Source organism: Streptomyces solicavernae (genome assembly GCF_029968095.1).
GTDB lineage: Bacteria > Actinomycetota > Actinomycetes > Streptomycetales > Streptomycetaceae > Streptomyces > Streptomyces solicavernae.
This window is the reverse complement of the sequence record NZ_JASCIR010000008.1, coordinates 149,710-171,932: the sequence shown is the minus strand read 5'-3', so window position 1 is coordinate 171,932 and position 22,223 is coordinate 149,710. Positions and strand designations below refer to the sequence as shown.

Annotated in this window: 15 protein-coding genes, 1 tRNA gene and 3 pseudogenes; 9 read left to right on the top strand and 10 right to left on the bottom strand. The window is 72.9% G+C overall.

Annotated features, from left to right (window positions below):
- Positions 1 to 20: 20 nt before the first annotated feature.
- The 4 genes from QIS99_RS12665 to QIS99_RS12650 form a co-directional block, all read right to left on the bottom strand.
- Positions 21 to 1,469, bottom strand: a complete 1,449-nt coding sequence (locus QIS99_RS12665) for a Cys-Gln thioester bond-forming surface protein (protein ID WP_282513320.1) — start codon at positions 1,467 to 1,469, stop codon at positions 21 to 23.
- A gap of 177 nt (positions 1,470 to 1,646) precedes the next feature.
- The gene (locus tag QIS99_RS12660; protein WP_282513319.1) at positions 1,647 to 2,144 is read right to left on the bottom strand and encodes a single-stranded DNA-binding protein; all 498 of its coding nucleotides are present in this window, start codon (positions 2,142 to 2,144) and stop codon (positions 1,647 to 1,649) included.
- Positions 2,145 to 2,327: 183 nt separating this feature from the next.
- Positions 2,328 to 4,733, bottom strand: a complete 2,406-nt coding sequence (locus tag QIS99_RS12655; protein WP_282513318.1) for a GTPase — start codon at positions 4,731 to 4,733, stop codon at positions 2,328 to 2,330.
- Positions 4,734 to 4,738: 5 nt separating this feature from the next.
- A complete protein-coding gene (locus QIS99_RS12650; protein ID WP_282513317.1) occupies positions 4,739 to 6,370 on the bottom strand; it encodes a dynamin family protein in 1,632 nt (543 codons plus the stop codon).
- A 307-nt stretch (positions 6,371 to 6,677) separates the two neighbouring features.
- On the opposite strand from QIS99_RS12650, the gene QIS99_RS12645 reads away from it, so the two are divergent.
- Together QIS99_RS12645 and QIS99_RS12640 are read left to right on the top strand one after the other, a co-directional pair.
- Positions 6,678 to 6,750: transfer RNA gene (locus QIS99_RS12645), tRNA-Arg, on the top strand.
- Positions 6,751 to 6,929: 179 nt separating this feature from the next.
- Positions 6,930 to 8,723, top strand: coding sequence for a serine/threonine-protein kinase (locus tag QIS99_RS12640; protein WP_282513316.1), 1,794 nt, complete (start codon positions 6,930 to 6,932; stop codon positions 8,721 to 8,723).
- A gap of 30 nt (positions 8,724 to 8,753) precedes the next feature.
- On the opposite strand, the gene QIS99_RS12635 is transcribed toward QIS99_RS12640, so the two are convergent.
- Positions 8,754 to 8,912, bottom strand: a complete 159-nt coding sequence (locus QIS99_RS12635) for a hypothetical protein (protein ID WP_282513315.1) — start codon at positions 8,910 to 8,912, stop codon at positions 8,754 to 8,756.
- A 412-nt stretch (positions 8,913 to 9,324) separates the two neighbouring features.
- Here QIS99_RS12635 and QIS99_RS12630 point away from each other — a divergent pair, with 412 nt between their 5' ends.
- The 3 genes from QIS99_RS12630 (at position 9,325) to QIS99_RS12620 (ending at position 11,549) form a co-directional block, all read left to right on the top strand.
- Positions 9,325 to 9,729 carry a VOC family protein gene (locus QIS99_RS12630; protein ID WP_282513389.1) on the top strand — a complete coding sequence of 135 codons (405 nt, stop codon included), beginning with the start codon at positions 9,325 to 9,327 and terminating at the stop codon, positions 9,727 to 9,729.
- A gap of 186 nt (positions 9,730 to 9,915) precedes the next feature.
- Positions 9,916 to 10,599, top strand: coding sequence for a hypothetical protein (locus tag QIS99_RS12625; protein ID WP_282513314.1), 684 nt, complete (start codon positions 9,916 to 9,918; stop codon positions 10,597 to 10,599).
- A gap of 311 nt (positions 10,600 to 10,910) precedes the next feature.
- Positions 10,911 to 11,549 carry a class F sortase gene (locus tag QIS99_RS12620; protein ID WP_408909541.1) on the top strand — a complete coding sequence of 213 codons (639 nt, stop codon included), beginning with the start codon at positions 10,911 to 10,913 and terminating at the stop codon, positions 11,547 to 11,549.
- Between the two features lie 192 nt (positions 11,550 to 11,741).
- On the opposite strand, the pseudogene QIS99_RS32430 reads toward QIS99_RS12620, so the two are convergent.
- Positions 11,742 to 12,107, bottom strand: a pseudogene (locus tag QIS99_RS32430) (hypothetical protein); the annotation flags it as partial.
- A complete protein-coding gene (locus QIS99_RS12610) occupies positions 12,071 to 14,017 on the bottom strand; it encodes an AMP-dependent synthetase/ligase (protein WP_282513312.1) in 1,947 nt (648 codons plus the stop codon). The pseudogene QIS99_RS32430 and the gene QIS99_RS12610, both read right to left, overlap by 37 nt.
- A 154-nt stretch (positions 14,018 to 14,171) precedes the next feature.
- Here QIS99_RS12610 and QIS99_RS12605 point away from each other — a divergent pair.
- The 3 genes and pseudogenes from QIS99_RS12605 to QIS99_RS12600 all read left to right on the top strand — a co-directional run.
- A pseudogene (locus QIS99_RS12605) lies at positions 14,172 to 14,342 on the top strand (SCP2 sterol-binding domain-containing protein); the annotation flags it as partial.
- Between the two features lie 87 nt (positions 14,343 to 14,429).
- Positions 14,430 to 14,566: pseudogene (locus tag QIS99_RS32175) on the top strand (acyl-CoA dehydrogenase family protein); the annotation flags it as partial.
- Positions 14,567 to 14,718: 152 nt separating this feature from the next.
- The gene (locus QIS99_RS12600; protein ID WP_282513311.1) at positions 14,719 to 16,461 is read left to right on the top strand and encodes a vWA domain-containing protein; all 1,743 of its coding nucleotides are present in this window, start codon (positions 14,719 to 14,721) and stop codon (positions 16,459 to 16,461) included.
- Positions 16,462 to 16,539: 78 nt separating this feature from the next.
- Here QIS99_RS12600 and QIS99_RS12595 read toward each other — a convergent pair whose 3' ends face one another.
- Together QIS99_RS12595 and QIS99_RS12590 are read right to left on the bottom strand one after the other, a co-directional pair.
- Entirely contained in the window at positions 16,540 to 17,442 is a 903-nt protein-coding gene (locus tag QIS99_RS12595; protein ID WP_282513310.1) for an ABC transporter permease, read from the bottom strand.
- Positions 17,439 to 20,093 (bottom strand): alpha/beta fold hydrolase, encoded by a 2,655-nt coding sequence (locus QIS99_RS12590; protein ID WP_282513309.1) that lies wholly within the window; start codon positions 20,091 to 20,093, stop codon positions 17,439 to 17,441. Before QIS99_RS12590 ends, QIS99_RS12595 begins: the two co-directional genes overlap by 4 nt.
- 118 nt (positions 20,094 to 20,211) lie before the next feature.
- On the opposite strand from QIS99_RS12590, the gene QIS99_RS12585 reads away from it, so the two are divergent.
- Positions 20,212 to 20,646, top strand: a complete 435-nt coding sequence (locus tag QIS99_RS12585) for a GNAT family N-acetyltransferase (protein WP_282513308.1) — start codon at positions 20,212 to 20,214, stop codon at positions 20,644 to 20,646.
- A gap of 19 nt (positions 20,647 to 20,665) precedes the next feature.
- Here QIS99_RS12585 and mmsA read toward each other — a convergent pair whose 3' ends face one another.
- The gene (gene mmsA / locus QIS99_RS12580) at positions 20,666 to 22,168 is read right to left on the bottom strand and encodes a CoA-acylating methylmalonate-semialdehyde dehydrogenase (RefSeq protein WP_282513307.1); all 1,503 of its coding nucleotides are present in this window, start codon (positions 22,166 to 22,168) and stop codon (positions 20,666 to 20,668) included.
- Between the last annotated feature and the right edge of the window lie 55 nt (positions 22,169 to 22,223).

Below are 22,223 nucleotides of genomic sequence, written 5' to 3'. Positions count from 1 at the left end.
CTCACGGAGTCACACGGGCGCTACTCGCTCTCGCCCGCCCCGTCCTTCTTCTTGCGGAGCAGGAAGACCGCGCCGCCGCCGACGACGACCAGGGCGATGGCTATGCCCGCGATCATCGGTGTGGCGTTGGAGCTGCCGGTCTCGGCCAGGTCAGGGCCGTCGTGGGCGCCGGTGCCGCCCGCGGAGGCCGGGCTGGGCTGCGGTGCCGGGGAGGATCCGTCGCCGCCGGTGCTGCCCGCGGTCCGGCAGTCGAGCACGCCCTTGAAGCGCTTCTCGTAGCCGTTCGGGCCGGTGATCGTGAAGTCGTACGCCTGGTCCTCCTGCAGCGGGATCGTGACCGTCTGCACGTCCCCGGCGGCGATGGTGTGCTTGGCACCCATGAGCTCGAACGTGAACGGCTCGTCGCCCTTGTTCGCCGCGGTGATGTCCACGCCGCCCTTGGCGCAGTTCCGCTGCGCGGACAGCGCGGGTATCGGGCCCTTGTCCGCCCAGTGCGCCGTGGCCGTCGCGGACACGGTGGACACGCTGGACCCGGCCAGGATCTGCGTCTGGCTCTTCGTCTCGGACGCGAAGGCCCGGCCGACGGGCACGGTGGTCGAGGCCTGCAGGGTCAGCGAGGCCGTCCCGGCCTCGGCGTCCTCGGGTACGTCGAAGTAGAGCTGGTGCCCGTTGGCCGCCGTGGTGCGGGCCTCGCCGTCCTTGCCCACGATGCGGACACCGCTGGCTGCGGCGTTCGCCGGCGGGGCCACGGTGACGCTCTGCGCGTTGGTCCGCACGGTGACGGGACCGATCCGCTCGCCGGACCTGCCGGACACGGCCGGCGGGTCCAGGGTCAGCGAGGCCTTGGGCTCGGGCAGGGCCCGGGCGCTCTTCTCCAGGTAGTCGGCGAGCTTCTCGGCCTGCGGGTCGAGGGCTTCGACGTCCGCGTCGTCGGAGTAGCGCCAGATGGCGACCTGGGTGCCGGACGCGGCGGCCTCCTCGGTCAGCCCGCGGGCACCGGCCTTCTTGGCGAGCGCCGCCAGGTCGTTCACCTGCGGGTAGGAGTTCTGCAGGATCCAGCGGATCTTGCCCGCCTGCGGGTTGCCGTTCAGCGAGGTCGCGCTCCAGGGGGTCTCCTGGTACTTCGCGTCCTTCTGGGTCGGGTTGTGGACATCGATGCAGTACGTCTGCAGCATGCCGCCGCCGTCCACGGCCATCTCGAAGAGGCCTGCGGCTATGCGCTGTTGCTCGCCGTCCTCGCTTATGACCGCCTGACCGTAGGTCTTCAGTCCGCCCAGGGTCGCGGTCGCACCTCCCTGGTGCTGCGGAGCGTCGGCGGCGGCCGCCGGGCTCGCGCCGAGGGTCGCGCCGGCCGCGACGAGCCCGGACACGAGTGCCGCGACGGCGAGGCGGGCGGAGCCGCGCCGACGTACTGAGAACGAAGAAAACACTGAATTCCCCTCCGGGCGGGACCCGTTCACATGGGTCATGGGGGGTTCGGTCCCGCCAGCAGCATCAACTGCCCCGTGAGTTACGCCCGGCATCCTATGAAGCCGCGCGCACCGCATATCCCTGTCATGCCATCAGATAACCGTTCCGACTCGGAATCGTTATCGCCGGATGGGGCGGTGACCTGCCCTCATCGACACATCACCCCCCAGACCGGCCTACGCGGCGGGCTCGGGCTCCCGCACAGCCGCGGGAGCCGGCAGCTCGAACTGCGGCTCGTTGTCCGGTAGTTGGGACCCGGCATCCGGCTGACCGGACGGGTCCTGACGTTCCGCCATCGCGCCGGGCTCCACCGTCACCCGGCTCGTGCGCCGGAACGCGGACGTACCCCGGGACAGGTCGTGGCCCACGGCGAGCGCCTCGATGTCCGCCGACGTCCACGACTGCCCGCCGCGCTCCTCACTGCGCACCTTCAGCCGGCCCCGCACGAGCAGCGGTTCGCCGACCGACACCGAAGAGGCCACGTTCGCCGCGAGGGAGCGCCAGGCCCAGACCGTGAAGAAGTTGGTGTGCCCGTCCCTCCAGTTCTGTGCCGCGCGGTCGAAGAACCGTGAGGTCATCGCCAGCCGGAAGCGCACCATCGGCCCGCTCGGCGTCTCCCGGAAGACCGGCTTCGTCGCGACGTTCCCCACGATCGTCACCATCGTCTCGTTCATCTCGTCTCGTCCCCTCCCTGAGCCGCACCCCGCGGCCGGCTCCCTGCGCCGGGCCGTCGACGGCCCGGCGTACGTGTCCGGACATGCCTGCGGGCCCGTCCCGCAGGCGGCGCGGAGATCGACCGGCGACCCGCCGCGACCTCAGACTGCAACCTGCGGGGCGAGCCCGCTCCGGCCTGTGGACTACCGGCCGGTTGTGGACAACTCCGTCACCCGATCGTGAGGATCCGCTTCCCGGCCCCCGGCCGAGCCCCCGGACCCCGCCGACCGCAGCGACCCGGCCGCACCCAGCGACCCCATCGCCACCGTGGGCCCGGCGGCCACGGCCCCGGTGACCCGCACGTACTGCTCACGCACCTCGCGGTAGCGCAGCAGCTCCGCCGCGACGGGGTCGAGCACCTGCGCGCGCCCGCACGCGGCGGCGGCCTCGCGCAGCTTCCGTTCCGCCTCGATCCCGTACCGCCTGGCAGGGCCGCGCGCCGCCATCCGGCAGGCCCACTCGACGCCGGGACCGCCCACGATGCCCGCGATCATGAGCAGTACGGGCGAGCCGAGATTGGGCGGGAAGAAGCCGATGACCTGGCCGAGCAGCCAGACTCCGCCGACGATCTGGAGCAGCGTCATCGAGGCCTGGGCGAGCACTGCGAGCGGCCACCAGCCGGGCCGCGGCGGGCGCCTGGCGGGGTACGCGGCGGTCAGCGCCAGCTCGTCGAGTTCCTCCGGCAGCCCCTGCGCGCCGCGCGCCGCGGCGTCCTTGACGGACTGCGCCCACGGCGCCGGAAGTCCGGCCGCCGCTTCGTCGCCCACGGTGCGCGCCGCCTGCTCCACGCGCTGCCGGGCCGTCGCCTGCTCGTCGGCCGGCGGGGTGGGCGACGGCTTCGCGCGCAGCAGCGGGAAGCGCTGGTCCTCATACCAGCGCCAGAGGCGCAGCCACGGGGTGCCGCAGGCCTTGCCCGCGTTCCGGCGCCACGCGCGTTCGGCGGCCTGGCCCGCGGCTGCCGCGCCGACCGCGTCCGCGAGGCGGTCGGAGAACTCCTCGCGCGCCCGCTCGCTGAGCCCGACGCGGCGCCCCGCCGCGTAGACGGGGCGCAGGCGGGCCGCGGCGGCGTCCAGGTCGGCGGAGATGCGGCGGGCCGCGGCGCCGCGCTCGGCCACGAACTGGCCGAGGACTTCGCGGAGTTCGCCGACCCCGTCGCCGGTGAGCGCGGAGAGCGACAGCACGGTGGCGCCCGGTTCGCCGTGCTCGCCCAGGGCGATGCCGTCCTCGTCGAGGAGGCGGCGCAGGTCGTCCAGAACCTGGTGGGCGGCGTCGCCGGGCAGCCGGTCGGTCTGGTTGAGGACGACCAGGCTGACCTCCGCGTGGCCGGCCATCGGGCGCAGGTAGCGCTCGTGCAGCACGGCGTCCGCGTACTTCTCCGGGTCGACGACCCAGATCACCGCGTCCACCACGGTGAGGATCCGGTCCACGTGCTGACGGTGCTCGACGGCCGCCGAGTCGTGGTCCGGCAGGTCGACCAGGACGAGGCCGTCCAGCACCGGCCCCTGCGAGCTGTGCTGGAGCGGCCTGCGGCGCAGTCGGCCCGGGATGGCGAGCCGGTCGAGCAGGCCTGCGGCGCCGTCCGTCCAGCTGCACGCGATGGGTGCGGCGGTGGTCGGACGCCGCACCCCTGTGTCCGAAATGGCCACTCCGGCAAGGGCGTTGAAGAGGGTCGACTTGCCGCTTCCGGTGGCGCCCGCGATGGCGACGACCGTGTGCCGGTCGGAGAGTCCGCGCCGCGCGGCGGCCTGGTCGAGCACCCGGCCCGCCTCGGCCAGAGTCTGCCCGTCGAGCCGCGCGCGGGACAGGCCGACCAGCTCCCGCAGCGCGTCGAGGCGCGCCCGCAGTTCCGGGTCGTACGCGGAGCTGTGCGGGGCGCCGTCGCGGTGGGCGTCGTGCCGGTGCTGGTCGAAGGGCTCCACGCGCGCGTGGCCGGTGTTGTCCGGTGGGTCGCCGACTCGGCGGGCGATCAGGCCGTCGTCCCAGGAACGCCCTTCGGCCGCGTCACTTCCGACGTTCTCCGCGCGTGCGTGGCGCCGGTCCGACGCCTTCTTTGTAGCGCCGGTTTCCGTTGTGCGGGTCTTCGTTGCGTCGGACTTCGTTGTACCGGTCTTCGTTGCGCGGGATTTCGTTGCGCGGGATTTCGTTGTGCTGGGTTCAGTGGTGCGGTCGTCGACGGAGCCGTTCGGCGTCTCCGGTGCGTTCTTCTCGGCTGCGCCCTGCTCGGCCGCGCCGTCCCTGGCCGAGGCCCGTCGTCCTGCTCGTGACCTGCGGGGGCGCTTCCCGCCCGCCGGTGCGGCGCTGTCGTCGGAGGTCGGGGCGCGGGTCGCGGAGCGGGCCCAGGAGCGGGTGCTTGTTCCGGTGCCGGGGCCGGGGCCGGTGCCGGGGCCGGGGCCGGTGCTTGTTCCGTCGCCGGTGGTCGAACTCCCGTCGCGCGTAGCCGAGTTGTCCCGGCCGGAGTCCGCGACGGAACGCTCGCAGGAGGCGGAGGCGCCCGTTCCCGTCGGCTCGGTGGGTTCCTGGCCGCTGGTGTGATCAGTGACGGCAGTCACCGCGGTCACCTCTCCTTCTTCAGTACGGACAGCGCGGCAATGAGTTCGGCCTGCGGTTCCGGTTGGATGTCGAGGGCGGCGAGCGGGGCGAGCCTGCGGTGGCGCTCGGCGCGCAGCACCTTCTCGACGCATTCGGTGAGCAGCCGGCCGCCGCGGTCGCGCAGTTTGAGCGCCCCGTGCGCGCCGATCCGCTCGGCCAGCGCCTCCCCCGCGGTACGGGCCCTGCGGCCGCCGAGCAGCGCCGTGACGAGGAGTGCGGTGACGACCTCGGCGTCGGGCGGGTTCTCCTGGCCGCGCACCTCGTCCTCGACGTACTCCTCCAGGACGCGGCTCCACCTGCGCGCCTCCAGGCCGATCCGGTGCTCGGCGCCCTCGCGGTCCGCGTCGCGCTCGGCGAGCTCACGCGCGGCCGCCGCGGGCTCACGGGACCACCGCTCGTCGATGCGCTGTCCGGCCGCGGAGACGGAGCACAGCAGGAGCGCGGCCAGGCTCTCCACGATCGCGTCGAGCAGTTCACCGGCGCTGCAGTCCAGGGGGTAGCTCCGCCAGCGGCTCAGGGCGGTGCCCGCGAGGACGCCGCCCGCCTGCAGACGCCCCCGCACGCGCGCGTGCTCGCGCTCGTACGCCTCGTCGACGGCGGCCGTCAGGCGCAGTGCGGCCGCGTACTGGGCGGAGACGGCCCCGGCGAGTTCGGGCATCCGGGAGTCGAGCGAGGTAAGCAGTCCGGCCGCGGTGCGGCTCATGGCGTGGGCGCCGGCTGCGGGGTCCTGGACCCGGTGGGTGAGCCACTCCCGCAGCGGCGCCACGGCCGTGGCGGGGAGCAGGCCGCCGCCGCCCGCGGACTCCGGCAGCTCGGGGATCGTGAAGCGCGGCACCTCGCCGAGTCCGGCCTTGGTGAGCAGCGCCCCGTACTGCCGGGACACGTCGGCGAGGACCTGGTGCGGTACGCGGTCCAGTACCGAGACGAGGGTCGCGTCGTACTCCTTGGCGGTGCGCAGCAGGTGCCAGGGCACGGCGTCGGCGTAGCGGGCGGCGGTGGTCACCATGACCCAGATGTCGGCGGCGCACATCAGCTCGGCGGCGAGTTCGCGGTTGCGGGCGACGAGGGAGTCGATATCGGGGGCGTCCAGGAGGGCGAGGCCGCGTGGGAGGGTGGCGGCGGTCTCGATGCGGAGCACGCGCTCTCCCCGTTCGGCGCCCGGGCGGCGCTCGCCGCGCCCGCTGCGCCGCTCGGGTCGCGCGGACTGGTCGGCGTGGTCCGGCATCCATACGCGGGTGAGCTCGGGCAGCACGCGCAGTCCCGCGAACCAGTGGTGATCCTCCGGGTTGCAGACCAGCACCGGCGTGCGGGTAGTGGGCCGTAGCACCCCCGCTTCGCTGACCTGCCGCCCCACGAGAGAATTGACCAGTGTCGATTTCCCGGCGCCCGTCGACCCGCCGATGACCACGAGGAGCGGCGCTTCGGGCTGTCGCAGCCGGGGCACGAGATAGTCGTCGAGCTGCGCGAGAAGTTCGTCCCGGTTGGCACGCGCGCGTGGTGCGCCAGTCAGTGGGAGCGGAAAGCGTGCGGAGGCGACACGGTCGCGCAGGGCGGAGAGTGCGTCGAGCAGCTGAGGCCGTACGTCCAAGGTCACCACATGCGAAGAATGCCCAATTTTGACGACTTTCTGAAGGATATGAGCCCCTGCGCGCCGGTCGGACACTTGAGACAGACGGGACGAGAGGGGACGCAGGCATAACGAGTGCACAACACCCGGGGCGCGAGAGGCCAAAACCGCTGCAGAATTCGTACCTGCCTGCGATTATCGGGACCGCTTCACCGAACCTCCACATCGCGCCGCGGAGGCGAAGCAACCGGGACAAGGACGCCGGAGCCCTATCCTTGTCCCCGGCGAGGTCACGGATCACCCCCACATCCGGGCTCCAGGCCACGGCCGCAACCCGGCCCCCGTAGCTCAGTGGATAGAGCAGGCGCCTTCTAAGCGCTTGGCCGCAGGTTCGAGTCCTGCCGGGGGCGCTTCTCGTCGCCTCTCCTTCGGGAGGGGCTTTCTGCCGGTCTCCTTCGGGACGGCTTTCTGTCGGCCGGTGACCACACCCGCCGCCGCACCTCCGCGCTCTCCGTCGACGCACGGGCGATGTCAGTTGGCTGCGATAGCCTCGCGAAGCGGGTTGAGGTGCTGAGGGCTCGGGGGTGTCATGGCGGGGCAGGACGTGGGCGCGGCGCTCGGGATGGCCGGGGCCGGGCGGCTGCGAAGCGGGGATCCGGTGCGGATCGGGGCTTACGTGCCGCTGGGGCTGCTCGGCAGCGGCGGCATGGGGCGGGTCTATCTCGCGCGGCCCACCGCGCAGGGCGGGGAGCGGCTCGCCGCGGTCAAGGTGATCCGGCCGGAGTACGCGGAGAGCGTCGAGTTCCGGCGGCGCTTCGAGCGGGAGGCGGCCGTGCTCGCGCGGGTCCGCAGTCCGCATGCGCCGCGGCTGCTCGACACCGGCTTCGACTCCGACCTGCTGTGGATGGCCACCGAGTATCTGCCGGGGCCTAACCTGTCGGAGGCCGTGCAGGAGTTCGGGCCGCTGCCGGCGAGCGGGGTGTGGCGGCTGGTCGGCGAACTGGGCCGGGCGCTCGACGAGTTGACGGCCGCGCAGGTCGTGCACCGGGACCTCAAGCCGTCCAACGTGATCCTGGGCGCGGACGGCGCGTACGTCATCGACTTCGGGATCTCCCAGGCCGCCGACGCCAGCTCGATCACCACCACCGGCAAGGCGGTCGGCACGCCCGCGTACATGTCGCCCGAGCGGTTGCGGGACGGGCGGGCCGATGTCGTGTCGGACGTGTTCTCGCTGGCCTGCACCCTGGTCTTCGCAGCGACCGGACGGGCCCCGTTCGGCGACGGCACCGGCGTGGACGTGATGCACCGCGTCGCGTTCGAGGAGCCGTACGCGGACGTCATAGGGGAACTCGTCTCCGTGGACCCCGACCTGGCGGATCTGCTCTCCGCCTGCCTGGCGAAGGAGCCCGGGCTTCGGCCCACCCCGGGCCAGTTGAGCGAGGCGGCGTCGGCCCGGCCCTGGCCCGGGCGGTGGCACGAGCCGCTGCACGCGCAGGTGACGGCGCGGCGGGAGGCGTACGACGTACTGAGTCAGGTGCCGGTGGAGCAGACCGTGCAGCTGCGGTTGCCGGGGGTCGGGCGTGAGGCCGGTAATGGGGCCGGGAGTGGGGCTGCCGCCGACGTCGCTCACGGTCCTGGGGCGGCGGCGCCGGGGTCCGCAGCTCCTCCGCTCGGACCCACGCCCCCGCTCGGGCCCACGCCCGCGCCCGGAGGCACGCTGCCGCGGGAGACGGGCGTGCGGGACGCGTCGGCGGGGCGGGGGCGCGGGCGGCGGAAGCACCTCGCGGTGGTCGCCTCGCTCGCCGTGGTCGCCATCGCCCTGACCGCGTTCCTGCTGACCCGGCCGGGCGAGCCCGAGACCGAGGCCGGGCCGGAGCCGGGCGGTTCGGTGAGCGCCCCCGACTCCCCGGGTCCGGCGGGCGAGTCCGGCCTGACGTCGCCGTCCGCGTCCGGCACCGCGCGGGGCAGCGGTTCGGCCGACGCGGACGAGGGCAACGGGGACGCTTCGCCGAGCTCCGCGGCGTCGAGCAACCGCCCCGCGAGCCCCACCCGTACGGCCTCCGGGAGACCCGGCGGGCAGCAGGGCCAGCGACCGCCCACCACCACACCGAAGCCGACGGCCAAGCCCAAACCGCCATGGCTGTCACAGTGCACGTACTACGCGGGCACCGCCCTCACCCGCTTCGGCGACAAGGGGCAGCGCGTGGTGCAGGTGCAGTGCATGCTCAGCAAGCGCGGGTACGGCATCGGGGGCGCCGGGGTCGACGGACAGTTCGGGGAGGACACGAGAACCGCGGTGAAGAAGTTCCAGCGCGCCAAGAGACTCGACATCGACGGCATGGTCGGGCCCAACACTTGGGCGGCGCTGCGCAGTCGGAGCTGAGCAGCTGCGGAGCGGGCACCCGTCGGCCCGTCAGGCCCAGCGGCCGGGGACGCCCGTCCGCCGCCGGCGCCGCGCCCCGCAGTTGGCCAACGGCGGCACCCAGCGGATGACGGTCACGCAGGAGGCGGTCGGCAGCCCCGCGGCCCGGCTGGTCTCCGAAGGCGGGGGCGAGCACTGGGAGGCGGGCATCGACCTGATCTCCACCGGCGCCCCGCGCACCGCCGACGACACCGAGGCCGAGAGTCCGAGGCCGAGTCCGCGAGTCCGAGTCCGAGGCCGAGTCCGAGTCCGAGTCCGAGTCCGAGTCCGACGGCACGGTCACCGACCCTGCCACCGGCACCGGCACCGGCACCGGCACCGGCACCGATAACGCCGTCCGCCTCGCCTCGCCCCGCCCGTCGTGGACCGCGCCGTCTTCTCGGGCGCGTGCGTCACCGGAGCCTCGTCGACGCTGCGGGCGGAGAACGGCCAGCTGGTGAGGGAGCAAAACCGGTGGACGTGCCTGGCTCACCGGCCTAGCCTCCAGGCACGGCATCGCGCGTTGGTCACCGGCTGGGTGAGCGTGGAGGTGCCCGTGAGTGCCTCTGGAGGCATTCCCACCATGTCGGTCGAGTTCAACCACACCATCATTCACTCCCAGGACAACCGGGCTTCCGCGGAATTCCTGGCGCACATCCTCGGTCTTGAGGTCGGGACGGAATGGGGACCGTTCGTCCCCGTCGCCACGAGCAACGGCGTCACCCTGGACTTCGCGTCCATCCCCGCCGAGTCGATCACGCTCCAGCACTACGCCTTCCTCGTCACCGAGGAGGAGTTCGACGGCGTCTTCGCGCGGATCGAGGCGGCCGGGATCGAGTACTGGGCCGATCCGCACGGCAAGCAGCCCGGCGAGATCAACCACAACCACGGCGGCCGCGGCGTCTACTTCATGGACCCCGCGGGCCACGGCATGGAGGTCATCTCCGCGCCGTACACCTTCGACACGGACGAACAAGCGGCCTCCTAGCCGAAACCTAAACCTCCATGCCGCCATCCGGCTGACTCGCGTCACCCGCACAGCCACCGCTCGGCGTCCCCCGCGTGCGCGAGGGGCGCCGAGCGCTTTGGCTCGGTGGCACGGAGCACGGGACCTCCCCTGATCCGGCGGCGCCTTGGGGGTGCCGCCTCCCGGGCTTCGGTGGAGGACATGCGCATGCGTACGAGTCGAATATCCCCCCGTTCCCCGCGTTCCCCGCGTTCCTCGCGTTCCTCGCGTTCCTCGCGTTCGTCGAGTTCGTCGCGTTTCCTGCGTTCCCCGGTTTCCTCGCGTTCCCCGGGTGCCGGTCTGTTCGTCGCCGCCGTCGCCGCCCCGCTCGCCCTCCTCGCGAGCCCGGCGCTCGCGAGCCCCGCCCTCGCGGCGTCCGGCCCGCTGGTGGTGCCCACGCAGATCAACGTCACCGCGACCGGTACGACGGTCCAGGTCACCACTACCACCTGCCCCAACGGCGGCAAGGCCTCGCTGATGGGCAACGGCAGCGCCAGCTTCGCCGGCGGCGAACAGGTGGACCTCGCCGGCGGCGGCACCAGCAAGAGCGCCTCCTGGCAGGGCGTCAGCCCCGGCAGCTACACCGTGGCCGTGATCTGCACCGGCGGAGCGTCGGCGGGAGCCCAGCGGGTCACCGTCAGTTCCCCGACCACGACCACCAGCCCCACCACCCGCCCGACCTCCCCGACCGGCCAGGTCAGAGGCGGTTTCGGCGGCGGCGCGCCGGAGAACACCGGGGTGCAGATCGCCGGCGGCGCGGCGCTCGCGCTGGCCGCGGGAATCGGCGGTACGTGGCTGATCCGCCGGCGCCGCAACCGCACCGGCCACACAGGACCCACCAGCAACAGCTGAACGGCAGCCACAGCTGAACGGCAGCACCAGCTGAACGACAGGCACAGGGACGACAGGCGCAGCTGAACGACAGCCACAGCTGAACCGCAGCACCAGCTGAACGGCGGCGTCCGCCGCTGTCGCGCCCCGGGCCGCGTGCCCGAACGCTCCCCAGGTGCACGGGGGGCCGCACGCCCCCGGCCGCGCAAAGCGGCGGTCACCGCACCCCCTGCGCCCCCACTCTCCTCCCCAACTCCCACCTCCCACCTCCCACCCCGACCCCGACCCCCACCCCCTCGCTCTCGTACGCCCCCACCTACGGATGTGAGCCCGTGGCCTCCTCGTACCGTCCCCTGCCCCGGATCAAGGCCCCGCTCGCGGGGCTCACCACGCTCGGTGTGCTGGTCGGCGCCTGGCTGATGGCCGACGGCGTGCGGGCGCAGGCCCAGCCGCCGCGGCCGCCCTCCGCGACGGCGAGTGCGGACGCGGCCGGCGGCACGATCGAGGCGCTGCCCGTGTCCCGGCCGGTGCGGATCCGGATCCCGGCGATCCACGTGGAGGCGCCGCTGATCGGCCTCGGGCTGCTGCCGGACGGCACGCTCGACGTGCCGCCGGGAAATATGCCGCAGGTGGCGGGCTGGTTCCAGGAGGGTACGGCGCCGGGCTCGGCGGGCACGGCCGTCACCGCGGGCCACCTGGACTCGGCGAACGGCCCCGCCGTGTTCTACAACCTGGGCGCGCTGCGCGCCGGAAACACCGTCGAGGTGGACCGGGAGGACGGCCGGACCGCGGTGTTCACCGTCGACCGGGTGGAGCTGGTGCCGGGCGACGCGTTCCCGGACGCGCGGGTGTACGGGCAGTCGGACCGGCCCGAGCTGCGGGTGATCACCTGCGGCGGGGCGTACTCCGCGAGCACCAACACGTACCAGGGCAACACGGTGGTCTACGCCCGCCTGACCGGAGTCAAGTAGGACTCCGGGAGGTCAAGTCCCCTCCCCCGCCCCGGAGTCAGGCAGCCGCAGCGCCCCGTACGCCCCCTCCGGCACCGCGGGCGAGCGGGGCGCGACCGCGGCCACGCGCGCGTACGGGGCGCCCGGCGCGCAGGGCGCGGGTCCTGCTCGTCCTTGTTGGGCCACAGGGACATGGCGAGCTCGGCCTGTGCGGGCCTTGCGGCAGCGGCGCGGGAAGGTCAACGCCCCCACCCGGGCCTCGGAGTTGGTGCAGGTGAGGCGGCCGAGGGTGCCGGAGAGGCGGCGCAGGAGTCCGCGGTCACGCATGGTGTGCAGCAGAGTCTGAGTGCCGTGGGTGCCGTGGATGCCGTGGATGCCGTGGGTGCCGTGGATGCCGTGAGTACCGTGAGTACCGTGAGTACCGGCGGCGAGGATCACGTGGCGGGCGGTGCGGGCGTGCTGCCTGCGTCGGAGGCGGCTGCCCGTCGGGCGGGTGGTGACCGCGAAGCCGTCGCCCTGTTCGCGGACCGCGACCACAGTGGTCAGCGGGTGGACGGTCGCCCCCGCCCGTTCGGGGATTCATAGAGCGCCTCGATCTGCTGCTCGTACGCGCGCGCCACCGCGTGCCGTTTGATCTTCAGGGAGGGGGTGAGCAGCCCGTTGTCCTCGGTGAACTCGCCCTCCACGACGACGAATTTACGGATGGACTCGGCGCGCGAGACGGCCTCGTTGGCGTAGTCGACGGCCTTCTGGACGTCGGCCAGCATCCGCGGGTCCTTGAGCGCCTCGGACATCGGGGTGTCCCTGGGCGCCTTGCGGACGGCGAGCCAGTGCTCGACGGCCTCGGCTTCGAGGGTGATGACGGCGCCGACGAAGGGCCGGTTGTCGCCGACGACGATGCACTGGCCGATCGGCGGGCGGCTGCGCAGCCGGTCCTCCAGGACGGCGGGCGAGACGTTCTTGCCGCCGCTGGTGACCAGGATGTCCTTCTTGCGCCCGGTGATCCGCAGATAGCCGTCGCCGTCGAACTCGCCGAGGTCTCCGGTCGCGAACCAGCCGCTGTCCAGGACCTGTTCGGTGGCGTCGGGGTTGTTCCAGTACGAGCCGAAGACGATGGGGCCCTTGATCAGCACCTCGCCGTCGTCCGCGATCCGCACCGAGGTGCCGGGAACAGGCAGGCCGACGGTGCCGGGGCGGGGGCCGAGCGGCGGGATGATCGTGGCGGCGGCGGTGGTCTCGGTCAGGCCGTAGCCCTCGTACACGATGATCCCGGCGGCGTAGAAGAAGAGGTTGAGGCGGCGGTCGAGGGGGGAGCCGCCGCTGATCGCGTAGCGCAGGCGGCCGCCGATCTCCTTGCGGACGCGGCGGTAGACGAGCAGGTCGTAAAGGGCCCAGGCGAGGTAGAGGCCGGGCGTGGGGCCCTTGCCCTTGTCCAGGAACTTGTCGAGGCAGGCCTCACCGAAGCGGACGGCGATGCGGTCGGCGCGCTCGAAGGAGGCGCCGCGGCCGATCTTCTCGGCGGTGGCGCGGCCGGTGTCGTGGATCTTCTCGAAGAGGTACGGGACGCCGACCACGAAGGTGGGTTTGAACGACCGCAGTTCGGGCCGGAGTTCGTCCGGTTTGATGCTCGGACAGTGGCCGACCTCGATCCGCGCGAGCATGCAGGCGACCTGGATGACCCGGCCCAGGATGTGGGCGAGCGGCAGGAAGAGCAGCGTGGTCGCGACCTGGCCGGTGACCTCCTTGAAGACCGGGTGTAGCAGGTCGACGGTCCCGGCGGCCTCGGCGTGCAGATTGCCATGGGTGAGGACGCAGCCCTTGGGGCGTCCTGTGGTGCCGGAGGTGTAGCAGACGGTCGCGATGGTGTCGGGGGTGAGCGCTGCCCTCCGCTTGTCCGCCTCCTCGTCCGTGATGTCCCGTCCGAGGCGGGCGAGTTCGAGGACCGCGCCGTTGCCCAGCTCCCACGACCTGGGCTGATCGTCCATCGACGCACAGGCGGCGCGGACGGTACGGGAGTTCTCCTCGGTCTCCGTGATCACGAAGCGCGCCCCGGAGTCCTGGACGATCCAGGCGATCTGCTCGGCGGACGAGGTGGCGTAGACCGGCACGGTCTGGCCGCCGGCCGCCCAGATGGCGAAGTCGAGCACGGCCCACTCGTAGCGGGTACGGGACATCAGGGCGACGCGGCCGCCCGGTTCGAGGCCTGCCGCGATCAGCCCCTTGGCGGCGGCGGTGACTTCGCGGGCGAAGGTCGCCGCGGTCACGGGCCGCCAGGCGCCGGCCTCCTTGCGGCGCAGGACCACCGCGTCGGGCGCCTCGGCGGCGTTGGTGAAGGGGATGTCGGCGGTCGTGCCGGGGGCGGGGGCGGAGCCGAGGGCGGCGGTGCGCACCTCGCGGACGACGCCGTCCTCCCTGATCAGCTCCGTGTGGACGCGTGCCGCGAGGTCGCTGCGCCGCTTCGCCCGTTTCAGATCCTTGCGTACGCCCATGGGTCGGCTCCGTTGTCGGCGCTGTTCGCTTCCCTGTGGTGCTGCAGTGCAAGTTCTTTACGCGCCCGTCAACTTACCGATGCGTAAGCAGAAATCAATGGGGCTGACGCAGGTCTGACTCCTAAGTAAGCTTACTCGGGAGTAAGAAGTTGTTGCGGACGCCGAGCCGCGCGTCACGCTCGTCATGGGCGACGCCGAGTTCCTGAAGCTGGTCTCCGGCAACTCCAACCCGGTCACGATGTTCATGACCCGCAAGCTCAAGATCGCGGGCGATGTCGCGCTCGCCGCCGGGCTCACCCGCTACTTCGACATCCCGAAGGCGTGACGCCACTTCGACATCCCGAAGACGTGACGCCCGGATGGCCGGTTTCTCCCTCGAACTGGCCGAGGAACAGCAGGACCTGAAGAACTGCACCGCCTGCTCAGCGGCAAGGAGAAGCTCGACGCCCGGCTCGCCCGCGTACGGGAGGGTCCACGGGCGCGAAGAGCCAGGCCGCGATGGCCACGTTCGAGGTGAACCGGCCCCACGTCGGCGCACAGGCGCTCGGGGCTCCGCCCCCGGACCCCCGATCGCCCTTCGGGCTCCGCAAACGCCGGGCTGGCTGGTTTTGTGACCGTTCCGCAACTCTGCCGGCCGGTCCGATACGCCCCCTTCCGCGTCACAGTCACAAGAACTGGACGACAGAAGGGGGCGGCCGGACATGGGTCGTGGGGATGCTCGTGGGGACGGCTGGATGCGCAAGGGGGTGGTGGGGCTCGCCCTCGGGGGTGTGCTGCTCACCGGGTGTTCCGGGGGCGGCGCCATCGGAGCCTCGGACTCCGCGGCGAAGGCGCCGCGTCCGGGCGGGGGTGCCGTCGCGCCCGCGCCGGAGGGCGGGCAGAAGCAGGACGCCGAGGGACAGGAGGCGGCACCGCCGGACTACCTCTCCACGTTCGCCCTGGACGTGGACACCGCCTCGTACGGTTACGCGCGGCGCACCCTCGACGAGGGGCGGTTGCCCGATCCGTCGACGGTCCGGCCCGAGGAGTTCGTCAACAGCTTCCGGCAGGACTATCCGCAGCCGAAGGGCAACGGCATCTCCGTGAACGTCGACGGCGCGAAGGCGCCCGGCGCGGCGGGCGCGGACTGGTCACTGCTGCGGGTCGGGCTCGCCACCAAGTCCGCGGACGCGGAGAAGCGGCCGCCCGCCGCGCTCACGTTCGTCATCGACATCTCCGGCTCCATGGCCGAGCCCGGACGGCTCGACCTGGTCAAGGAGTCGCTCGGCATCATGACGGACCGGCTGCGCGCCGACGACTCCGTGGCGATCGTGACGTTCAGCGACGAGGCCGAGACCGTACTGCCGATGACCCGCCTCGCCGGGGACGCGGAGCGCGAGCGGGTGCACGAGGCGGTCGACGGCCTGGAGCCCACCGACTCCACCAACCTGGAGGCGGGCATCCGCACCGGCTACGACACCGCCGTCGAGGGCCGCACGAAGGGCGCGACGAACCGGGTCGTGCTGCTCTCCGACGCGCTCGCCAACACCGGCGCGACCAGCGCCGACACGATCCTGGAGCGGATCTCCGAGGCCCGCCGCGAGCACGGCATCACGCTCTTCGGCGTCGGCGTCGGCAGCCAGTACGGCGACGCGCTGATGGAGCAGCTCGCCGACAAGGGCGACGGGCACACCACCTACGTCTCCGACCCCGCCGAGGCCCGCAAGGTGTTCTGCGACGACCTGCCCGCGCACATCGAGCTGCGCGCCCGGGACGCGAAGGCGCAGGTCGCGTTCGACCCGGAGACGGTCGAGAAGTTCCGGCTCATCGGCTACGACAACCGGCGGGTGGCCGACGAGGACTTCCGTGACGACCGAGTCGACGGCGGCGAGGTCGGCCCCGGGCACTCGGTGACGGCGCTGTATGCCGTACGGCTGAAGGAGGGCGCGGCTTCCGGTGACGCGCATGTGGCGACGGCGCGGGTGCGCTGGCAGGACCCCGAGTCCCGTACCCCGCACGAGGCTTCGCGCCGGATCAGCGCCGAGCAGCTCGGCGAGCCGCTGTGGGACGGGGCGGACCGGGGTTTCCAGGTGAGCGCGGTCGCGGCGTACTTCGCGGATGCGCTGCGGGCGGCTGCGTATCGGCCGGAGCCGTCGGGGTGCCCGTATGACGACCCGAGTGCGTCGTGCCCTGACCCGAAGCCGGCGTTGGCCGGAGAGGGCACGGTTTCCGGCTCCGGCTCCGGTTCCGGTTCCGGTTCCGATTCCGGTTCCGGTTCCGATTCCGGTTCCGGTTCCGGTTCCGGTTCCGGTGAGGATCGGTTCATGCCGCTGCCCGGCCGGATGTCGTTGTCCGAACTGTCCGAGCACGCGGACCGGTTGGCACAGGGGTCCGACGATCCGGCCGATGTCGACGTGCGGCGGCTGGCGACGGCCGTGCGGCAGGCGGCTTCGCTGCGGGCCTAGGTAGCGTCCAGATCGCCGGGGCTGATAGGTCAGCCCCCGGCGACTGAGGAGCGGGGTCCGGGGAAGCCGCGTCAGCCCCTAACTCACGATGTCCTTCCGCGCGAACCCCCTGAACGCCAACGCGATCAGCACCACCGCGTACGTCACCGAGACCGCCGTGCCCTGGATCATGCCGCCCCATCCCGGGGTGGGCTGGAGGGCGTCTATCCAGGCGAACTGCCAGTGCGCGGGGAGGACGTCCCGCCAGTCGCCGAGGGCCGTGACGGCGTCCAGGACGTTGCCGACGATGGTCAGGCCGACCGCGCCGCCGACCGCGCCCAGCGGTGCGTCCGTCTTCGTGGAGAGCCAGAACGCGAGCCCGGCGGTGACCAGTTGGGACGCGAAGATGTACGCCACGACCACCAGGAGCCGCAGCGCCGAGTCACCGGCCGCGAGACCGCCGCCGGTCGGCAGTTCCAGCGGCCCCCAGCCGTACGCGACCGTGCCCACCGCGAGGGCGACCAGCGGCATCAGGAGCATCGCGGCGGCGCTCAGGCCGAGGGCGACCGCGAGCTTGCTCCACAGCAGCCGGGCGCGCGGCACGGGCGCGGCCAGAAGATAGCGCAGCGAGGACCAGCCGGCCTCGGAGGCGACCGTGTCCCCGCAGAACAGGGCGACAGGGACGACCAGCAGGAACCCGGCCGAGACGAACAGGCAGGTCGCGGCGAAGTTCGCGCCGGACTCGGTGGCGACCTGCATCAGCGTGGCCCCACGCCGCGCGCTCGCCTCCGGGGTGCCGCCGATGGCGAACGCGGCGACCAGGATCAGCGGCAGCACGGCCAGGACCAGGCCCATCACCAGCGTCCGGCGGCGGCCGAGCTGGCGGCGCAGCTCCACCCGCAGGGGCAGGGTGCGCCCGGCGCGGTAGCCGGGAGCGGCATCCACGGCGTCCTCAGCGGCACCCCCAGCGGCATCCCCAGCAGCGTCCACGGCGGTGCTCATGCCGGTCCTCCGATCAGGTTCAGGAAGGCGTCCTCCAGCCTTCGGTGCGGTCCGACGCCCGTGACCGGGACGTCGAGCCGGACGAGTTCGGCGAGCAGCTCGGCGACCGTGGCGCCGTCGAGCCGGACCAGGACGCCGCCGTCCGCGGCGACCGCCGACTGCACGCCCTCCAGGGCGTCGATCTTCTCGACGAGCACCGGCTCCAACTCCCGCTCCGTGCCGACCAGGAGGGTCTGCCCGGAGCCGACGATCTCGGCGACGGGTCCGGCCTGCACGAGCCTGCCGCGGTCCATGACGACGAGGTGCGTGCAGGACTGCTCGACCTCGGCGAGGAGGTGGCTGGAGACGATCACGGTGCGCCCCTGTGCGGCGTACCGGATCATCACCTCGCGCATCTCGCGGATCTGCGGCGGGTCGAGGCCGTTGGTGGGTTCGTCGAGGATCAGCAGCTCGGGCAGGCCGAGCATGGCCTGGGCGATGGCGAGGCGCTGCCGCATGCCCTGCGAGTACGTGCGCACCGCGCGGGCGAGGGCGTCGCCGAGCCCGGCGATCTCCAGGGCCTCGTCGATGTGCGCGTCCTCGGCCGGACGGCCCGTAGCCGCCCAGTACAGCGTGAGGTTCTCGCGGCCCGAGAGGTGCGGCAGGAACCCGGCGCCCTCGACGAAGGCGCCGACCCGGGAGAGCACCGGCGCGCCGGGCCGCACGGCGTGCCCGAAGAGCCGGATCTCGCCGCCGTCCGGGGCGATCAGGCCCATCAGCATCCGCAGGGTGGTGGTCTTCCCGGCGCCGTTGGGCCCGAGCAGCCCGAGGACCTGGCCCTTCTCGACGCGGAAGGAGAGGTCCCGGACGGAATAGCTGTCCGACTTGCCGTACTTCTTGCTCAAGTCCGTGATCTGGAGCGGGACTTCGGCGAGCGTCGGGTCCGGAGCCGGTGGGGTGGTGCGGCGGCGGGCGGTGAGCAGCAGCCCGCCCGCGAGGGCCAGGGCGCCGAGGGGCAGCCACCAGACCCAGGCGGGCAGCGGCGTGGCCGCGGTGGTCAGCCCGGGCACCACGGGCACGTGCAGGGCGCTCTTCGGCGTCACCGTGTACGTGGCGGGGGCGGCCGGTGAGGCGTACCCGAGGTCGGTGGAGGAGAGGACGAGCCGCAGCCGGTGGCCGGCGCGGAACTCGTGGTCGATCGCGGGCAGCGTGAGCCGCACGTCCTTGCCCCGCCGCGCGTCCTCGACCCGGATCGGGGCGACGAGCTGGGAGGGCAGCACCTGCCTGCGGCCGTCGGGGCCGACGTCGTACACCTTGCCGAACAGGACCGCCTCGTCCCGGTCGGAGGTGATGTGCAGGTCGACCGTGGGCGAGCCGGTGATGGTCAGGTCGCGCTCCAGCGGGGCCGAGTCGAAGGCGGCGTGCTGGCCGGGGAAGTCGGTGGAGAGGCCGCCGAGGCCGAGCGAGGACAGCTGGGTGAAGCCGCCGGTGAGGCCGGGGACGTTGGAGATCGCGGGCGGGCTGGCCCCGGCCGGGTTCTCGAAGGACTTCTTCCCGCCGCGCAGGGCGATGTCGCGCCGGCCGTGGTCGAGACCCGGGTACGCGCTGTCGGTGGCGCCGCGCTGCTGGGTGCGGCCGTCGGTGGAGTCGACGCCGCCGGAGCGGGTGACGCGGAAGGGGCTGCCGGTGTCGGTGGACTTCTCGTCCTTCAGGTACCGGTCGAACCAGGCGGTGACGCGGGACTCCAGGCGGTTCGCCTCCAGGTCGCCGCCGTCGTGTCCGCCGGCGAGCCAGTCGACGGCGACGGGCGCGCCGTTGTCGCCGATGGCTTTGGCCATGGCGTCGGCGTGGGAGAGCGGGAACAGCGAGTCGGTCTGGCCCTGCATGATCAGGGCCGGTACGTCGATCTTGTCGCCGACGGCTGCGGGGCTGCGGGCTTCGAGGAGCTTCCGGGCCTTCTCGTCCGGTTCGCCGGTCTCGGCGACGCGGTTGTACATGGCGCACAGCTGCGGCTCGAAGGCCCGGCAGCCGCCGCCGGTGGACAGGAACATCCCGGCCCACAGCTTCTTGAACACGCCGTTCGGGAACAGCGCGTCGGCCAGGTTCCAGTACGTGATCGCGGGGGCGATGGCGTCCACGCGGTCGTCGTGCCCGGCCGTGAGCAGGGAGACCGCGCCGCCGTAGGAGGCCCCGGTCATGCCGACCAGCGGGTCGCCCTCGGCCTGCAGCTGGACCTCGGGGCGCTGCGCCAGCCAGTCGATGAGCCGCGATGCGTCGGCGACCTCGGCCTTCGGGTCGTTGAGGCCGATCTTGCCGCCGGACCTGCCGAAGCCGCGGGCGGACCAGGTCAGCACCGCGTACCCCTCGGCGGCGAGCCTCTCGGCCTGCGCGCGCGTGTCGTTCTTGCTGCCGCCGAAGCCGTGCCCGATGAGCACGGCGGGCCGTTTGGTGTCCGCGTCCCCCGCCGTGAAGTACGACGTGTCGACGCGGACCCCGCCGCCCATGGGCAGCGACCGGTCCTCGCGGTGCACCGCGGGCCCGTCGTCACCTGCGGCGACGGCCGTGGCGGCGCCGGCCCCGGCGAGCACGGCGACGGCGGCCACCATCGCGAGCAGCCGCCGTCCGCGCAGCCGGGCCCACCGCCGACGGGACCCTGACGTGTCTCGTTGCATGCGTTCCACCGTACGGGCGGGGTCTGACAGCCGGAGCACCCGGCAGGGGGAGCCTCGTCACCTCCCCCGGTCGTATACCGGGGGTGCCGAGTACCGCGCCCGTGGTACGAATCCCGTCATGCCGATGACGAGCCCGCACGACATCCGCCGCGCCACGACCGTCGGCCAACTCGTCGCCGCGGGGCCGCTGTTCGACTCCCCCGCGCGCCCGGAGTGGGCGGAGCGCTTCCTGTCCGCCGCGGGCCACCACATGTTCCTCGCGTACGCCGACGGGCAGCCGGTCGGCTTCATCACGGGCATCGAGATGCTGCACCCGGACAAGGGCGTCGAGATGTGCCTGTACGAGCTGGCCGTGGCCGAGCCGTACCGGCGCCGTGGCATCGCGCGGGCGCTGATCGCCGCGCTGACCGCGCTCTGCGAGGAGCTGGGCTGTTACGACATGTGGGTCGGCGTGGACCTGGACAACGCCGGGGCGCTGGCGGCGTACCGCTCGACGGGGGCGGTGGGCGCGGGCGGGTGCGCGGTCCTCACCTGGGAGTTCCGCGCACCCTGAGCCCAGCTCCGGGTCCCGCTCAGTGGTTGCGCGGGAAGCCCAGGTCGACGCCGGCCGGGGCGTCCGCCGGGTCGGGCCAGCGGGTGGTGACGACCTTGCCGCGGGTGTAGAAGTGCGTGCCGTCGTTGCCGTAGATGTGGTGGTCGCCGAAGAGCGAGTCCTTCCAGCCGCCGAAGGAGTGGTAGCCGACGGGCACCGGGATCGGCACGTTCACGCCGACCATGCCGGCCTCGACCTCCAGCTGGAAGCGGCGGGCGGCGCCGCCGTCCCGGGTGAAGATCGCGGTGCCGTTGCCGAACGGCGAGGCGTTGATGAGGGCCAGGCCCTCCTCGTAGGTCTCGGCGCGAAGGACGCACAGGACCGGGCCGAAGATCTCGTCCTTGTAGGCGTCGGCGGTGACCGGGACGCGGTCGAGCAGGGACAGGCCGATCCAGTGGCCGTTCTCGAAGCCCTCGACCGAGTGGCCGGTGCCGTCGAGGACGACCTCGCAGCCCTGCTCCTTGGCGCCCTGCACGTAACCGGCGACCTTGTCGCGGTGGGCGGCGGTGATCAGCGGGCCCATCTCGGAGGTCGGGTCGTTGCCGGGGCCGATCTTGATCTTCTCGGCGCGCTCGCGGATCTTGGCGACCAGGTCGTCGGCGACGTCGCCGACCGCGACGACCGCGGAGATCGCCATGCAGCGCTCACCGGCCGAGCCGTACGCGGCGGAGACCGCGGCGTCGGCGGCGGCGTCCAGGTCGGCGTCGGGCAGCACCAGCATGTGGTTCTTGGCGCCGCCGAGCGCCTGCACGCGCTTGCCGTTGGCGGAGGCGGTGGTGTGGATGTACTTGGCGATCGGGGTGGAGCCGACGAAGGAGACGGCGGCGACGTCCGGGTGCTCCAGGAGGCGGTCGACGGCGACCTTGTCCCCGTGCACGACGTTGAAGACACCGTCCGGGAGGCCCGCCTCGGTCAGCAGCTCGGCGATCTTCAGGGACGCCGAGGGGTCCTTCTCGGACGGCTTGAGGACGAAGGTGTTGCCGCACGCGATGGCGATCGGGAACATCCACATCGGCACCATCGCCGGGAAGTTGAACGGCGTGATGCCCGCGACCACACCGAGCGGCTGGCGGATGGACGCCACGTCCACGCGGCTGGACACCTGGGTCGACAGCTCGCCCTTGAGCTGCACGGTGATCCCGCAGGCCAGGTCCACGATCTCCAGGCCGCGCGCGACCTCGCCGAGCGCGTCCGAGTGCACCTTGCCGTGCTCGGCGGTGATCAGCTCGGCGATCGCGTCCCGGTTGGCGTCGAGCAGCGCGCGGAACTTGAACAGGACGGCGGTGCGCTGGGCGAGCGAGGACTGGCCCCACTGCGCGTAGGCGGCCTTGGCGGCGGCGACCGCGGCGTCCACCTCGGCGGCCGAGGCGAAGTCGACGCGGGTGGTCACCTCACCGGTCGCCGGGTCGGTGACGGGGCCGGAGTGACCCGACGCACCCTCCACGGTCCTGCCGCCGATCCAGTGGTGAACGGTCTTCGTCATGGCGTACAGCTCCCTTGCGGTTCCTCACGGATGGCGGCGGCACGCGGGAGGCGCG